11 protein-coding genes are annotated in these 15,079 nt (G+C 70.6%); 5 read left to right on the forward strand and 6 right to left on the reverse strand.

Annotated features, from left to right (window positions below; translation table 11 throughout):
• Window positions 1–81 precede the first annotated feature (81 nt).
• Window positions 82–759 carry a response regulator transcription factor gene (locus HNR73_RS00945; RefSeq protein ID WP_184785262.1) on the forward strand — a complete coding sequence of 226 codons (678 nt, stop codon included), beginning with the start codon at window positions 82–84 and terminating at the stop codon, window positions 757–759.
• Window positions 752–1,840: a sensor histidine kinase gene (locus tag HNR73_RS00950; protein ID WP_184785263.1), complete on the forward strand. Its 1,089-nt coding sequence runs from the start codon at window positions 752–754 to the stop codon at window positions 1,838–1,840. Before HNR73_RS00945 ends, HNR73_RS00950 begins: the two co-directional genes overlap by 8 nt.
• Here the strand turns inward: HNR73_RS00950 and HNR73_RS00955 are convergent.
• From HNR73_RS00955 to HNR73_RS00970, 4 genes are read right to left on the reverse strand one after another with little or no spacing between them, the layout of a single operon-like run.
• Window positions 1,835–2,302 carry a GNAT family N-acetyltransferase gene (locus HNR73_RS00955; protein WP_203686598.1) on the reverse strand — a complete coding sequence of 156 codons (468 nt, stop codon included), beginning with the start codon at window positions 2,300–2,302 and terminating at the stop codon, window positions 1,835–1,837. The two genes, HNR73_RS00950 and HNR73_RS00955, sit on opposite strands and share 6 nt — an antisense overlap.
• The gene (gene vanX, locus HNR73_RS00960; RefSeq protein WP_184785265.1) at window positions 2,299–2,922 is read right to left on the reverse strand and encodes a D-Ala-D-Ala dipeptidase VanX; all 624 of its coding nucleotides are present in this window, start codon (window positions 2,920–2,922) and stop codon (window positions 2,299–2,301) included. Before vanX ends, HNR73_RS00955 begins: the two co-directional genes overlap by 4 nt.
• Window positions 2,919–3,950, reverse strand: coding sequence for a D-alanine--(R)-lactate ligase (vanA, locus tag HNR73_RS00965; RefSeq protein ID WP_184785266.1), 1,032 nt, complete (start codon window positions 3,948–3,950; stop codon window positions 2,919–2,921). Before vanA ends, vanX begins: the two co-directional genes overlap by 4 nt.
• Window positions 3,938–4,960 carry a D-isomer specific 2-hydroxyacid dehydrogenase family protein gene (locus HNR73_RS00970; RefSeq protein WP_184785267.1) on the reverse strand — a complete coding sequence of 341 codons (1,023 nt, stop codon included), beginning with the start codon at window positions 4,958–4,960 and terminating at the stop codon, window positions 3,938–3,940. The genes vanA and HNR73_RS00970 overlap by 13 nt, the downstream gene beginning before the upstream one ends.
• 143 nt (window positions 4,961–5,103) lie before the next feature.
• Here HNR73_RS00970 and HNR73_RS00975 point away from each other — a divergent pair, with 143 nt between their 5' ends.
• Window positions 5,104–6,447 carry a UDP-N-acetylmuramoyl-tripeptide--D-alanyl-D-alanine ligase gene (locus tag HNR73_RS00975; RefSeq protein ID WP_184785268.1) on the forward strand — a complete coding sequence of 448 codons (1,344 nt, stop codon included), beginning with the start codon at window positions 5,104–5,106 and terminating at the stop codon, window positions 6,445–6,447.
• A gap of 24 nt (window positions 6,448–6,471) precedes the next feature.
• On the opposite strand, the gene HNR73_RS00980 is transcribed toward HNR73_RS00975, so the two are convergent.
• A complete protein-coding gene (locus HNR73_RS00980) occupies window positions 6,472–9,072 on the reverse strand; it encodes an NACHT domain-containing protein (protein ID WP_373316627.1) in 2,601 nt (866 codons plus the stop codon).
• A gap of 335 nt (window positions 9,073–9,407) precedes the next feature.
• On the opposite strand from HNR73_RS00980, the gene HNR73_RS00985 reads away from it, so the two are divergent.
• Window positions 9,408–12,389, forward strand: coding sequence for a DUF5005 domain-containing protein (locus HNR73_RS00985; protein ID WP_239122241.1), 2,982 nt, complete (start codon window positions 9,408–9,410; stop codon window positions 12,387–12,389).
• A 125-nt stretch (window positions 12,390–12,514) separates the two neighbouring features.
• Window positions 12,515–13,699, forward strand: a complete 1,185-nt coding sequence (locus tag HNR73_RS00990) for a hypothetical protein (protein ID WP_184785270.1) — start codon at window positions 12,515–12,517, stop codon at window positions 13,697–13,699.
• On the opposite strand, the gene xylB is transcribed toward HNR73_RS00990, so the two are convergent.
• Entirely contained in the window at window positions 13,674–15,077 is a 1,404-nt protein-coding gene (gene xylB, locus HNR73_RS00995) for a xylulokinase (RefSeq protein ID WP_184785271.1), read from the reverse strand. The genes HNR73_RS00990 and xylB overlap by 26 nt on opposite strands.
• Window positions 15,078–15,079 lie beyond the last annotated feature (2 nt).

Raw genomic sequence — 15,079 nt, forward strand, 5'->3', positions numbered from 1 at the left:
AGGGAACGCGGCCCGGTGTTGCCGGGGCGTATGTGCTTTTCGGTACGCCGACGATATGCCCCCGCTCGTACCATCGGGATCATGCGTGTGCTGGTAGTCGAGGACGAGCCCTACATGGCCGAGGCCATCCGTGACGGACTGCGGCTGGAGGCGATCGCCGCCGACATCGCCGGAGACGGCGACACCGCGCTGGAACTGCTGAGCGTCAACTCCTACGACATCGCCGTCCTCGACCGCGACATCCCCGGGCCCTCCGGCGACGAGGTCGCCGAGAGCATCGTCGCCTCCGGCAGTGGCATCCCGATCCTGATGCTCACCGCCGCCGACCGGATCGACGACAAGGCCTCCGGCTTCGGGCTCGGCGCCGACGACTACCTCACCAAGCCCTTCGACCTCCAGGAGCTCGTGCTCCGGCTCAGGGCCCTCGATCGCAGGCGCGCCCACAGCCGCCCGCCCGTGCGGGAGATCGCGGGCCTGCGGCTCGACCCCTTCCGCCGCGAGGTCTACCGCGACGGCCGCTACGTCGCCCTTACCCGCAAACAGTTCGCCGTCCTCGAAGTCCTCGTCGCCGCCGAAGGCGGCGTCATCAGCGCCGAGGAGCTGCTGGAACGGGCCTGGGACGAGAACGCCGACCCCTTCACCAACGCCGTCCGCATCACCGTCTCCGCCCTGCGCAAACGGCTCGGCGAACCGTGGCTGATCGGCACGGTGCCCGGCGTCGGGTATCGCATCGACACCGAAGGAGGCGACCGTGGATAGGGGACCGGGCCCGAGCGTCCGCCTGAAACTCACCGTCAGCTACGCGGGCTTCATCATGCTCGCCGGTGGTCTGCTGCTGGCGACCGTGTGGGCGTTCCTCCTGCGCTATGTGCCCGACGTGGCGGACGGCCCGATGATGGGGCCCGACCGCACCGACCTCCAGGCCGCCTTCATCCCCAAGGCCGCGATGGCGATGGCCTTCCTGCTGGTGTTCGGTCTCGCCGGAGGCTGGATCCTGGCCGGCGGCATGCTCGCGCCCCTGCGGCGCATCACCCACGCCACCCGCCTCGCCGCGGACGGCTCGCTCGCGCACCGGATCCACCTGGAGGGCCGCGAGGACGAGTTCCGGGAACTCGCCGACGCCTTCGACACGATGCTCGCCCGGCTGGAGGCGAAGGTCGCCGAGCAGCAGCGCTTCGCCGCCAACGCCTCCCACGAGCTGCGCACGCCGCTGGCGATCACGCAGACGCTCCTCGACGTCGCCCGCAACCACCCGAACCCCGACGCCGGCGAGCTCGTCGAGCGGCTCCACTTCGTCAACACCCGGGCCATCGGTCTCACCGAGGCGCTGCTCCTGCTCAGCCGCGCCGACCAGCGGTCGTTCACACCGGAGCACGTCGACATGTCCCTGCTCGCCGAGGAGGCGACCGAGACGCTCCTGCCGCTCGCGGAGGGACGCGACGTCGTCATCGAGACCTCCGGGGAGGTCGCCCCCACCCTCGGTTCTCCCGCCCTGCTGCTGCAACTGACCACGAACCTCGTGCACAACGCGATCGTGCACAACCGCGCCGACGGCGGTGCGGTGTACGTCAACACCGCCGTCGGGCGTGGTCTCGTCACGCTCACCGTCGAGAACACCGGTGAGAAGGTCACCCCGCACCTGGTCGCGACGCTCACCGAGCCCTTCCAGCGCGGTTCCGAACGGACCCGCAGCGACCACGCGGGTGTGGGCCTCGGCCTGGCGATCGTCAAGAGCATCACCACCGCCCACGGTGGAACCCTCACCCTCACGCCCCGACCGGCCGGCGGGCTCTCGGTGACCGTGACGCTGTCGGCGTTCCGCCCCGACCGGGCCTCATGACCCGCCCGGCCCGCCGAGTTCGCGCAGGAACCGCGACGACCGCTCCGACTGGTCGGCGTATCCCCGGCTCCGGTAGAAACCGTGCGCGTCGTCGCGCCGGTTCGCGCTGGTGACCTCCATGCGCACGCACCCGCGACTCTCGGCGAAGGCCTCCGCCGCGGCCACGAGCCGACCGGCGACGCCTTGACGGCGCGCCCGGTCGGAGACGACCAGGGCCACGATCCGGCCCCAGGAACCGGGGCGTTCGAGGTACGGGCAGACGTGGACGGCGACGACGCCGAGCACCTTCCCGTCGGCCTCGGCCACCAGGGCCGCGCCGGCCGGATCCTCGCTCCACGACTGGATCCGGCTCGCCGTGGCCCCGGGCGCGTCCTGTGGATAGCCCAGCTGGACGAACAGCTCGTTGAGTACGGCGGTATCGCCGATGTGTGCGCGGCGGACGTTCAGCCGATCCCCGGTCACCGGGCCGCCCGGCCGGTGATGGGGAAGTCGAAATAGGTGTCCGGATGCGGTTCGCCGATGAGGGTGTAGTGCCACCATTCGCTCGCGTAGTGGCGGAAACCGCAGTCCTCCATGACGGTGCGCAGGTGGCGGCGGTTCCTCGCCGCGACCGGCGTGATCCCCTCGGCCCCGTGGTGCGAGATCGGGTCCATCAGGTCGTGGTCGCCGCCCATGGCGGCCAGCTCGCCCGTGTCCAGGTGGTAGAGCGTCAGATCGACGGTGCTGCCCCGGGTGTGGCCGGATCTCGGTGCGACGTAACCCTTCTCGACCATCTGGGAGCGCTCGATGCCGGGGTAGTGCCGCCGCTTCTTCCGGCCGTCCTCGGGCTCCAGTGCCCAGCGCAGGAAGCGGTCCACGGCACGCTGCGGGCGGTACACGTCCCACAGGAGGAGGCCGAAGCCGAGGGGCGCGGCCTTCTCCCGCGCCTCGGCCAGGGCCTCGCAGACCGCTTCGGTGCCGACGATCCGGTTCACCTCGTAGCCGTCGACGGGTTTGCCGGTGAAGTTGTCCCAGGTGGCGTACTTGGCGTCCCAGCGGATCCCGGGCACGCGCTCGTCGACGTAGACGAAACCGTCCTTCACCGCGCCGCCACCGCCAGGGTCACCATCCGGTCGATCACGTCGGTCATCGACAGGCCGCTGACGGCCATCATCCGCGGGTAGCGGCTGTAGGGAGTCAGCCCGGGCAGTGTGTTGACCTCGTTGAGGACCACCGAACCGTCGGGCTTGAGGAACATGTCCACTCTCGACAGTCCACGGCAGCCGAGGGCGCGGTAGACGGCCTTCGCGGTCTCCTGGACGAGCGAGCGCGCCTCGGCGGAGATGTCGGCCGGCGCGATCGGCGTGGAGTTCGCGGAGCCGTTCTCCGGGTCGGTCTCCTGGTGGATCCGGAAGATGCCGTGCGACAGGGCGATGCGGTCGGGTTCGCTGGCGAACAGGTCCGCGCCCGCGCCGAGGACGGAGCAGCCGACCTCGCTGCCGATCACCATCTCCTCGATGAGCACCTTGGAGTCGTAGACGCGCGCCTCGGCCATCGCCTCGGGCAGTTGCTCCCCACGGGACACCATGGTGACGCCGAAGGAGGAACCCGAACGGGCCGGTTTGACCACGACGGGAAAGGTGAGGCTCTTCGGATCGGGATTCTCGCCGTCGGCGACGATCCAGAACCGCGGGGTCGCGATGCCGGCGTCGCGGACGGCCAGATAGGCGAGGGACTTGTCCATGCACATCGCCGAACTCTGGACGTCGCAGCCGACATAGGGGATGCCGGACAGTTCCAGCAGACCCTGCATCCCACCGTCCTCGCCGAGTTTGCCGTGCGTCACGGGGAGCACGGCGTCCAGACCGATCGTCTCGTATTTTCCATGATCCAGGACGAGCAGGCCGCGCACGTCACGGTCCGGCGACAGTACGGCCGGGCGGCTGTCGGTCTCCCAGCCGCTCTCCGGGCCGTCGCACAGTTTCCAGGCCCCGTCCTTGGTGATGCCGATCCAGAACGGCTCGTACTTCCCCGTGTCGAGGTGCTCGGCGACATGCCGCGCGGACTTGACGGAGACGGGGTGCTCCTCGGCGGTGCCGCCGAAGACGATGCCGAGCTTCAACCTGGCCATGGGGCGTTTCCTCCTGCGAAGTTCCTGCAATTGATGAGACTGTTCTCGACGGTGTCGCTGAGCGCGTGATCGGTGTAATAGGCGGTGTGCGGGCTGATGAGCACGTTCGGCAGCCGGTGCAGCCGCAGCAGCAGTTCGTTGTCGATGGGGGTGTTCCTGCGATCGGCGTAGAAGATCCCCTCCTCGCCTTCGACGACGTCGAGGGCCGCGCCGCCGAGGGCGCCGCTCTCCAGCGCGGGGATGAGAGCGGCCGTGTCGATGAGCGGACCGCGCCCGGTGTTGACGACGAACGCGCCGCGCCTCATCCCCGCGATACGCCGGCGGTTCAGGAGATGGTGCGTGTCGGCGGTGAGCGGGGTGTGGAGGGTGACGATGTCGCTGAGCCCGAGCAGCTCGTCGAGGGAGACCTGTTCCACCGCGTCCAGCGGACGGTTGTTGTGGACGACGATCCGGCAGCCGAAGCCGCGGAGACGGTCGATGACCGCGCCGCCGATCCGGCCCGCCCCGACGACCCCGACGGTCAGATCGCGCAACTCCCTGCCGCGCACGGCGCCGAGCCGGTAATCGTGGACGTCGGCGCCCCGGACGATCGATCGCGCGTGCCGCACGGCCATGAGCATCAACATCAGCGTGTAGTCGGCGACGCTGTCGGGGGAGTAGCCGACGGTCCCGACGGTGATCCCGACGCTCGCCGCGTAGGCCGCGTCGATGTGGTTGCAGCCGACGCTCCTGGTGGAGACGTACTCCACGCCGGAACGGCCGAGCGCCAGCAGGGCGCGGTTCGAGACGCGGGTCTTGTGATCGACGCTGACGCACCGGTTCCCGAACGCGAGCTCGATGTTCGCCTCGGATATCGGCGCCTCGACGATGCGCGGCCGCACGCCGAAACGCGGTGCCATGGCGCGGAACAGGCCGGCCTCGTCGCGACCGCATCCGTAGACCGTGATCCCCAGCGCCGCCGGTGATCGGGTGCGGAGGGTCGTGGTGCTCGTCGGTTCGCCAAGGCTCATGGCACCAGTGAAGAGGGCGCGGTGTTGCGAGTGCGTATGCCCTTTTCGATACGCCGACGATAAGTTACCGGCGGGTAGCCTATCGCCCGCGTATCGGGAAACGCATACGCCCGCACAACACCGCACGGCCTTGACTGACCCGCATGATCCCGCTCAGCCTCGCCGAGATAGCCGCCGCCGTCGGCGGAACGGTCAGCGGCGACCCCACCGTGACGGTCACCGCCCCCGCCGTCCTCGACGGCCGCCGATCCGAACCCGGCGGTCTCTTCGTCGCCTTCGCCGGCGAACACGCCGACGGCCACGACTTCGCCGGGCAGGCCGGCCGCGCCGGAGCGGCCGCCGTACTCGGCTCACGGCCCACCGCGCTGCCCACCGTCGTCGTCGACGACACGCGGGCCGCCCTGCAGGCGTTCGCCGCCCACGTCCTCGCCCGGCTGCGCCACGACCTGACCGTCGTCGGCGTCACCGGATCCCAGGGCAAGACCAGCACCAAGGACCTGATCGGCGCGGTGCTGGCGAGCACCGCGCCGACCGTCGCCGCCGTCGACTCCTTCAACAACGAGATCGGCGTCCCCATCACCATGCTCCGTACCGAAACGGCCACCCGGCACCTCGTCCTGGAGATGGGAGCGCGCCGGGTCGGCGACATCGCCGCGCTCGCCGAGCTGTCCCCGCCCGACGTCGCCGTCGTTCTCAACGTCGGCCAGGCCCATCTCACCTACTTCGGCTCCCGGGACGCGATCGCCGAGGCCAAGGGTGAACTGGTGCGGGGCATGCGGCCCGGCGGCACCGCCGTCCTCAACGCCGACGATCCGCGGGTGCTCGCGATGCGCGAGTTCGCCGACGGCCGGGTGCTGACCTTCGGCCGGGCCGAGGACGCCGACGTGCGCGTCCTCGACGTGACGCTGGACCGGCTCGGGCGGCCGACCTTCACCCTGCGCACCGTCGACGGCTCGGCCGTCGTCAGCCTGCCGCTCATCGGCGCCCACCAGGCCCACAACGCCTCCGCCGCCGTCGCGGCGGGACTCGCCGCCGGAGTCCCCCTCGACGCCGCCGCGAACGCCCTGGCCACCGCCTCGCTGTCGAAGTGGCGGATGGAACTCGGCGAGCTCCCCGGCGGTGTCACCCTGCTCGACGACACCTACAACGCCAACCCCGATTCCGCCCGCGCCTCCCTTGACGCCCTCGCCGCCATCGCGGGCGCGCGCCGGGTAGCCGTCCTCGGCGACATGCTCGAACTCGGCGAGGACAGCGACGCCGAACACCGCGCCATCGGCGAGTACGCCGCCGCCCGCGCCGACCTCGTGCTGGCCGTCGGGCCGGGAGCGCGGCCGGTCGCCACCGGTGCGGGGGAGAAGGGGACGGCGGTCGCGGGCAACGCGGAGGCCGTGGACTGGCTGCGCGGGTGTCTCACCGCCGGGGACGTGCTGCTGGTCAAGGCGTCTCGTGGGGCGTACCTCGACGAGGTCGTGGCGGGGCTGCGGTAGGCGGGGGCACAGGGCGCGCCTCGCTCAGGGAAGCTGTACGAGGGTCGGACCGAAGCCCGGCCGCGCGGTGACGGTCACCTGCGGCGAGATTCGCACGGTCAGCGAGGCGGGCAGCCCGGTGAGCGGCGAGAGATCGAACCTCCCCGATACGAGATCGATCTCCGTCAGCGCCGGCATCTGCGACACGAAGGCCAGGCGGATCGGGGCGTCGGTCTGCGCGAAGGCGAGGGACAGGTGCTTCAGCTGCTTGAGCATCGGCAGGATGCGGATGAAGTCGGGATCGTCGACCGCCAGGAAGGTGTCGGCGTGCCACGAGCCGACGAGGACCTCGCGGGTGTATTCGAGCGGATCGAACTGCTCGAAGGCCCGGAACAGCTCCATGGCGACGACGTTGCGGGTGTCCTTCTTGAACCGGGCGATCAGCGAGAGCGCCGCGGGATCGCCGATCAGCGCCGCCGCCCGGATCGTCGCGGCGACCTCGTTCTCCTCGATCGGCGTGGACCGGGCCAGCAGGTCCAGCGTGAACGATCCCGTTCTGGCGAGGACGTTGGCGGCCTCCATCGTCTTCGGCGGCAGGAGCGCGGCCGTCGCCTCGCGGACCCGGTGCCGCAGGCGCGGGGAGAGTTCGGGCGAGGTCTCCATGCAGGCCGCCGCCACCAGCCGCAGCGCGTCGCGGTGGAAGTCGCCGTCGCTGCGGTCGAGCAGACCGCTCAGTAGCTCCTCCCGCTGTCTGACACTGGCGTGCCCGGCGGCCATCACGACGACCTCGCTCCAGATGTCGGTGTAGGCGTTGGCGATCAGCACGCCGATGTCATCGTTCTCCACGGCCTGATCGGCGGCCAGGAACTCCTGGAAGGAACGGTGCACGAAGTCGGTGTTGCCTTCGACGGGTTCCCGGATCAGTCCGCTGCGTTCCAGCAGCAGCCGGTACACCGTCTCGGCGTCGGCGCTGATCTGGGCCATCGAGGCGAGCTTCTTCCGGATCCGTTCGCGGACCCGTTCGCTCGGTGCCGAGGCCCGGTCGTTGCGGATGAGCCAGTACGCGAGGTCGCGCAGCAGCACCTTCTTGTCCGTCCGGCTCAAGGTGAGAGTCCCGGTGATGCGGCGCTCGCTGTCCCTTCGCTCCAGCATCATCTGCAACGCGACGTCGTACAGTTCCATGCGGTTCTTCGGCAGTTCGGCGCCCCGATCCCGGTTCAGCGCGCACAGCAGGGCGCACAGCAGCGGATAACCGGCCAGCAGGCGCAGATGCCGGTGTTCTCCGAAGGCCTTCTTGAGCTGTCGTTCGCATTCGTCGAGATCCTGGCGTTCCGAGGTGCGCGTGGACTGGTCGCGCATGGCGTCGTGCCAGCGGCCGATGAAGACGGGCACGTCGGCGCGGCTCATCGGCTCCAGTTCGGCGACGGTGAACTCCTCACCGCCCAGCCACGTCGGGGGCGCGGCCGCCGGCCGGGACGTCACGACATAGCGGGCGCGGGGGAAGGCCGCGACGAGGCTACGCAGCCAGGTACGGGCCTCCTCCCGGCGATCGTCGGCCAGTTCGTCGACGCCGTCGATCAGGACGATCGCCTGCCCCGAGCGAAGTCGCCGGTGGACCCAGTCCCGTGGCATCTCGGCGGCGATGTTGCGGCCGACCTCGTCGAGGAAGAGCTCCGGCGACGGAAGTGAGCCCGCGGCGTGCCGTCGCAGTGGGATGAAGAAGGGGGTCATCCGGTTCCACGGTTCGAGCCTTCCGGAGAAGCTCTGCCGAACGCACTGCACGGCGATCCACTGGAGCAGCGTCGTCTTCCCGAGTCCGGCCTCCCCCCGGATGAACAACCGGTCGGTGGACGCCAGCACCTGGTCCACCCTGGCCAGGCCGGACGGCGCGGTGACACGGTTCGGCAGCCGGAAGTCGCCGGAGACGGTGAGGTTCAGATACGCGACCGAGAGCGAGTAGCGCCTGCTGGACTCCTCAAGCGTCGCCCCGAAGAACTCGACGTGATCGAGCCGGTTGGCGACCAGCTGGCGGTAGTTGAGTTCGAAGTCGTCCTCACCACGGCGGATGGGCACCCTTTCGAGCAGTTTCGCCAGTTCGTCGAGGATCTGCCGGTCCCGTCCCAGGAGTTCGGCGAGCGCGCTCCCACTCGTGGCGATGGGAAGGGCCTGAACGGTTTCGATCAGGTAGGCGCAGGACTGCTTCAGGAGAAGGTCGTAGAGCCCGCCCGCGCCGGACAGTCCGGCACGTTCCTTGCGGGTGGGGTCCTGCTCGCGGAGAAACCTTTCGAGATAACCCGCGTCGAGATCCTGTGCGAACAGGTCCGCCTCGGTGAGCTCGGCGTTGTCGAAGGTGGTGCGCACCGCGTCGACCGCCGCGCGGACCTCGTTGGCGGGCAGATCACGGAATTCCTTGTCGATCAATGGTTCCAGGCGTGCGCTCAGCAGATCGGCGGCCTGTTCCCAGATACGGCGGAAACTGCGCTGTGCACGGCTCTGGGTTAAACGATCTCCGCCGAAGCCGATCAGCGCGGAACTCACTCCGGAGAGGAATTTGTTGTTCCCCATCCATACGTCGCACGCGGTTTTCGCCACGGCCGTTCCCAAGGCGATGAACGCTGTTTCCAGACCTGGCACGGGCACCCCCATCGAAAGTCGAAGTGTACGGCCGGGCCGGACCTTCCCGATCGGCAGGCCTTTCGCGTCGAAGAACGTTCATCGCGACGGAATGCGGGCACCGCGCGATGTCGTCGACAGATTCCTGTGCATTTCCATTTCGTGCTCAGTGACAGTCGAGTGCGGACCCGGCGATGCGCGCGATGACGAACGACGGTCCGCGAGCATGAGGGCGAACCGCGGACGGCCGGTCCCGCGACCGCACACGCCAGCGCATCGCCGGGCACCGACGACCTCGCTCCGGGACGCCGTCGCTGCGATGATCGCTGCGCCCCCCGCGATCCCGAACTCTCACCCCGGGAGTCACCTTGCCCAGACGTCATCGCAAGCGTCATCCCCTCCTCGTCTTCGCGTCCGTCGCCGTCATGGCGGTCGCCACGACCGGTTCCATCCCGACCGTCGAGCAGGCCGCGGCCGAGCCGCCACCGGCGGCGACCGCCGCCGCGCCGGAGCGGCCCGGCGTACCCGACCCGAAGCCCTACGATCCCGTCCCGGTCGCCGACGGGCGGATCGACGCCTCGGCGAAGCCGGACTTCGGCCCCGCCGAGAAGATCGCCGCCGCCTATGAGCGCGGCGAGCTGTCCGACGACGACCTGGTTCGGTACGGCACGTCGGCCGTGGCGGATCCGGCGTCGGTGCCCGCCGGGCTGCGCCCGACCGGTGACCTGGACGTCGACGCGGCGCACTTCGCCCAGTACATCGCCGCCCACGCGGTCGGCGCCTCCGAGGAGGCGCGCGCCGGAATCGCCCCGACCCTGACCGACAGGTCGGGCACCGGCGGCGGCGACCTCGGTGTGGCGGCGAGTCCCGACTGCGGCGGGGCCTCCTACGAGTACCTCGGCGCGAACCTGAAGTGCCGCTTCTACAGCGGCGAGTTCGTCCTCCTCTACAACATCGCCAGTGGTTCGAGCCCCGGCGTGCCGCCGGCGGCGGGAGCCAACGGGCGCCCGCTGGCGATCGTGAACATGGCCAACGCCCTGTCGGTCGCGTTCGACGAGTACCGGGCGATGGGCTATCCGATCACCGTCAAGGACGACAAGCCCTTCGCGGTCGTCGTCGGCATCGAGAGCATCCTCGGGCAGCCGATGGACGCGCCCTTCGTGCTCCCCTTCGGCATCAACCAGCAGCCGACGATGCTCATGCCGCCGGACCCGGGCCAGTACGACTACCTCCCGCGCCACGAGCTGTTCCACGTCTTCCAGTACCAGTTCTGGGACAAGAGCGACGTCACCTGGGACTACCTCTGGGACTTCGTCGGCGGCGAGGAGTTCGGCTCCATGAACTGGTGGCAGGAGGCCACCGCGGAGTGGGCGACGCACCAGACCTACAAGCGCGTCCCCTTCGACCCGCTGGGCCAGGCCGACGACTACGCGCACGGCGTCGGCACCTTCCTGAGCCGGCCCTACGCGGCGATCAACGAGTGGGACGGCCTGGGCAACACGCGCCCGTACGGCGCCTTCCTGTTCCCGCTGTACCTCACCGAACGCACCGGTGCGGCCTTCGTCCGGAACACCTGGGAGAACGTCCGCGACCACGACCACCTGCCGATCGAGGCGATCCGGGCCGCCGCGTCGTCCTACGGCCTGAGCCTCGACGACCTGCTGGTCGGTTTCGCCGTGGCGAACTATCGCCTCAGCGGCGAGCAGTCCGGTCCGCCGCCGAACCCGCACGCCGGTTTCGGTTACGCCGACTCCGACCGGTCGATGTGGCGGGACGAGCTGGAGACCTTCCAGAAACCCGACGGCTCGTACCCGACCGAGGGCGACTCGCTCGGCGGGGCGAGGCCGTGGCGCACCCACGAGAACCTCAAGGTCAACGACCAGGCCTTCGGTTTCGGGCTCGCGCCCGGCGGCGCCCAGTACTACGACTTCGCCGCGCAGAAGAACTACGGCGACCCGAACTGCGGATACTGCGGGACCCTCACGATCGGTCCCAACGGATCCCATCCCGACCTGTCCTACATCGGCCTGGTCTGGGCTCCCACCGGCGCGTCGGGAACGCTGGCGAAGTACCCCAACGCGGCCCGGATCGTCTACCCGAACGCCGACGGCGTCCTCCGCGTCACCGACTTCGCCTGGCCGATGGTCGTCACCCTCGTCGCGGTCCGCACCGACCTGAAGATCCACAGCTCCGACGCGGGCGGCGACTTCCGCACCTACCCCTTCAAGGCCGAGAACCTCATCGCCCTGTCGAACCGCTCGTGCAGCCTGCGCACACCCGAACCGGCCTACGTGGAGGTCAACGCCGCCCCGGAGACGGCCTTCAACGACTACGCCATGACGGCGGCGTTCCCGGAGTGGACCGGCGGCGACTCGACCTACTCGGTCAAGCTGCCCGACGGCCGCATCCTGTGGATCTTCTCCGACACCTTCCTCGGGCCGCTGAAGTCCGACGGCACCAGGCCGATCACCGCACAGCTGATCAACAGCACCTTCGTGATCCAGAACGGGACCAGGTTCACCACCGTCACCGGCGGCAGCAAGTCCTCGCCGACGGCGATCATGCCGCCCTCACAGGCCCTGCACTGGTTCTGGGCCGGGGACGGGATGATCACCGGCTCCGGGAAACTCCAGGTCGTCTACCAGGAGTACAAGAAGGTCAGCGACGACGGTGACGGCGACGGGTACCCCGACAACTGGGGATTCGCCTTCAACCGCAACGTCGTGGCGACGTTCAACCTCGCCAACCTGAGCAGCCCGGAGAGCGTCAAGGCGCTCCCCTCGGCCAGCGGTGTCGCGTGGGCCTCGGCACTCATGCCGTCCTCGCGCAGCGGCGACGGGTACACCTACGTCTACGGCGTGAACGACGCGAAGATCAACAAGAAGATGCGCATCGCCCGCGTCCGGGGCTCCGACCTCGCCTCCGGCCGCTGGCAGTTCTGGACCCCGCGCGGCTGGACCGAGCGGGAGACCGCCGGTGAGGACTCGCTCAACGGGATCGCCAACGAGTACTCGGTCTCGCCGTGGAGCGGGCAGTTCCTGTTGATCAGTCAGGACAGCACCGAGGCGTTCAGCGGCTGGATCAACGGCTACACCTCCTGCAACCCGGCCGGACCCTTCGGGCGGCGCAGTTCGGTGTACCGGATGCCCGAGCCCGGACCGTACGGGTCGTACTGGGACGGCGACATCATCGCCTACAACGCCCACGCCCATCCCGAACTGAGTTCGGGGAACACGTGGGTGATCTCCTACAACGTCAACAGCATGGACACCGGAGTCCATGACGGCGCCGATCACTACCGGGACCCCAGCATCTACCGGCCGAGGTTCATCAAGGTGACCTTCGTCTGACCCGGTCGACGGGCGGCGTCCACATGCGGACGCCGCCCGTCCCTTGTGGAGTGCCCGGTCCGCCCGGGGGCACCCGCCCGGGCGAACACGGGTAACTTCACCCCGAACGGGACGGGGAGTGGGCGATGTTCGAGACGTCGAGGTTCAAGAAGGCCGTCAAGCGCGCCGACGCGATGAATCCGGCCGAGGCGGTGCCGGTCCGGGCGGCCGCGATTCGCGCGCTGGTCGCCGAGCGCCGGGCCAAGGGAATCGGTGGGGTCAAGGGCATCGAGGTGATGGGGCCGCAGTTCCTCGCGATCGCCGACGCGGATCCGGCGGCGGCGGTCGAGCTGATCGAGCGGACCGCGCTGGACTCGCGCGAGAACCGGCGGGCGGTGGTCGCCGAGGAGACCGTGACGGAGGTGCTCCGGCGCTGGCTCGCGGGCGCCGAGCCCGCGCGGATCGCCGAAGGCTGGGAGTCCTGGGAGGCGATCACCCGGATGGGCGGAACCGTGAGGTCGGTCTTTCCCGACGACCTGTGCGAACGGATCGTCGCGATCGCCGGTTCCGGAGCGGTCGAGACGAGCGCGGAGGCGCGCCGGCACGCCGTTCCCAGGATGCTCGACTGGCTGGAGCCGGGGAACCCGGCGCTCGGCGGGCGCGCCGAGGCGCTGGCCGCGATAGGCGGAGGACTCTCGGCCGGCAACTGGATCTGCGTCGCCGGTGACCGCGCCCTCGACGCCGACCTGCCCGGAGCCGCTCTGCGCCTCTACCGGGCGGGGGCGACGAAGGGCTGCTCGGCGGCGGCCGAGCGCGCCGAGGTCGTCGGCGCGCGGATCGCCCGGGAGCGGTTGTTCGGTGGGCACACCCTGGAGGCATCGGACGTCCTGCCCGCCTTCGCGCGGGAGGCCGCCGACCCGGAAGTGCTGTTCCTGCAGGCGATCGTCGCCGCCTTGAACGGGAAATGGCCCGCGCCCCGAGTCGACGCCGCCATCGGCGAGGCGACCGGAGCCGTCCCCGCCGACACGGTCGAGTTCTGGCGGACGGTCGCGCCCCTGGTCGCCGCCGACCGCAACCTCGGACTGCGCGGGGTCACCGTCCCCGCGACGCTGCTCGCGCCACGACTCGGCAAGGCCCTGGCACATTTCGGTGAGCAGGACCCGAGCGCGTCCGCCGCGTACGCCGCGGACATCACGCGCAGGGCCGACGAGATCCGCACCGCCGCAGACCGGGGCGAGGAGGTCACGATGGACATCAAGGTGCTCCTCGCCTTCGATCCGCCGCCACCGCTCCGGCCACGCGAGTTCACTCCCCTGTGGACAGAGGACTAAGGCCCCTCGTCCACCCCAGCACCGACTCCTGGGCCGCCCGGTACCCCTCTCGCACCGCCGGGACCGTCGTCGCCTCGACGCCGGTTGCCTCCACCGGCCAGTCCGGGGCCTCGGCGGCACCGCTCAAGGCCCACGCCGCCTGCCTCGCCGCCCCCAGGGCCACGTACTCGGCGGGAGCCGGGACCGTGACGGGAACGTCGAAGACCGTCCCGGCCACGTGCCGCACGGCCGCCGAGGCCGCCGCGCCCCCGATCAGCCGGACACGGTTCACCGGGACACCGAGACCGCGCAGGGCGTCCAGACCGTCGGCGAGGGCGCAGAGCATGCCCTCGACGGCGGCACGGGCCAGGTTCTCCGGCGTCATGTTCGCGCGGGTCAGGCCCGTGAGGGTGCCGGTGGCGTCGGGCAGGTTCGGGGTGCGCTCGCCGTCCAGGTAGGGCAGGAAGGCCAGGCCCCCGGCGCCCGGCCGGGCCGCCAGGGCCAGTGCCGTCAGCTCCGCGACGGGACGGCCCAGCAGGTTCGTCGTCGCACCCAGCACGCGGGCGGCGTTGAGGGTCGCGACCAGCGGAAGGTGGCGGCCGGTGGCGTCGGCGAAACCGGCGACGGTCCCCGTCGCGTCGGCGGTGGGGGACTCGGCGACGGCGTAGACGGTGCCGGAGGTACCGATGGAGACGACCGCGTCACCGGGGTGGAGCCCCAGGCCGAGCGCGGCGGCGGCGTTGTCGCCGGTGCCCGCCGCGACCCGGATCCCGTCGCCGGTCCGCCCGACGATCTCGGCGGGCGCGGCCACCCGGGGCAGCCCCGGTTCGCGGCCGAGCGCGAGACCGAGCAGGTCGGGCCGCCAGTCCTGTGTGGACGGTGACCAGTAGCCGGTGCCGGAGGCGTCGCCGCGATCGGTCGTGAAGGAACCGGTGAGCCGCCAGGTCAGCCAGTCGTGCGGGAGCAGGACCGTGTTCGTCCGGGCGGCGTGCTCGGGCTCGTTGCGGGCCAGCCAGCGCAGTTTCGTCACGGTGAAGCTCGCGACCGGCACCGAACCGGTCGCCTCGGCCCAGCGGCCGGCGCCGCCCAGCTCGCCGATCAGCTCGACGGCGTCGGGCGCCGAACGGGTGTCGTTCCACAGGATCGCCGGGCGCAGGACCCGGTCGGCGGCGTCCAGGCACACCATCCCGTGCTGCTGACCGCCGACGGCCATCGCCTCGACCCCGTCGAGGAGCCCGGCGGAGGCCTCGGCGAAGGCCTTCCACCAGATCTCCGGGTCGACCTCGGTGGCGTCCGGGTGCGGCGCCGAGCCCGAGCGCACGACGCGCCCGGACGCGGCGTCGCAGACCACGACCTTGGTCGACTGCGTACCGCAGTCGACCCCGGCGACCAGGGTCATGG

It is taken from the genome of Phytomonospora endophytica (genome assembly GCF_014202425.1).
Lineage (GTDB): Bacteria > Actinomycetota > Actinomycetes > Mycobacteriales > Micromonosporaceae > Phytomonospora > Phytomonospora endophytica.

What these genes read in the sequence shown, in the direction of transcription:
- HNR73_RS00945 (WP_184785262.1), top strand. Translation starts at nt 82, where the DNA reads ATGCGTGTGCTGGTAGTCGAGGACGAGCCCTACATGGCCGAGGCCATC.
- vanA (WP_184785266.1), bottom strand. Translation starts at nt 3,950, where the DNA reads ATGGCCAGGTTGAAGCTCGGCATCGTCTTCGGCGGCACCGCCGAGGAG.
- HNR73_RS00970 (WP_184785267.1), bottom strand. Translation starts at nt 4,960, where the DNA reads ATGAGCCTTGGCGAACCGACGAGCACCACGACCCTCCGCACCCGATCA.
- HNR73_RS00975 (WP_184785268.1), top strand. Translation starts at nt 5,104, where the DNA reads ATGATCCCGCTCAGCCTCGCCGAGATAGCCGCCGCCGTCGGCGGAACG.
- HNR73_RS00980 (WP_373316627.1), bottom strand. Translation starts at nt 9,072, where the DNA reads ATGGGGGTGCCCGTGCCAGGTCTGGAAACAGCGTTCATCGCCTTGGGA.
- HNR73_RS00990 (WP_184785270.1), top strand. Translation starts at nt 12,515, where the DNA reads ATGTTCGAGACGTCGAGGTTCAAGAAGGCCGTCAAGCGCGCCGACGCG.
- xylB (WP_184785271.1), bottom strand. Translation starts at nt 15,077, where the DNA reads ATGACCCTGGTCGCCGGGGTCGACTGCGGTACGCAGTCGACCAAGGTC.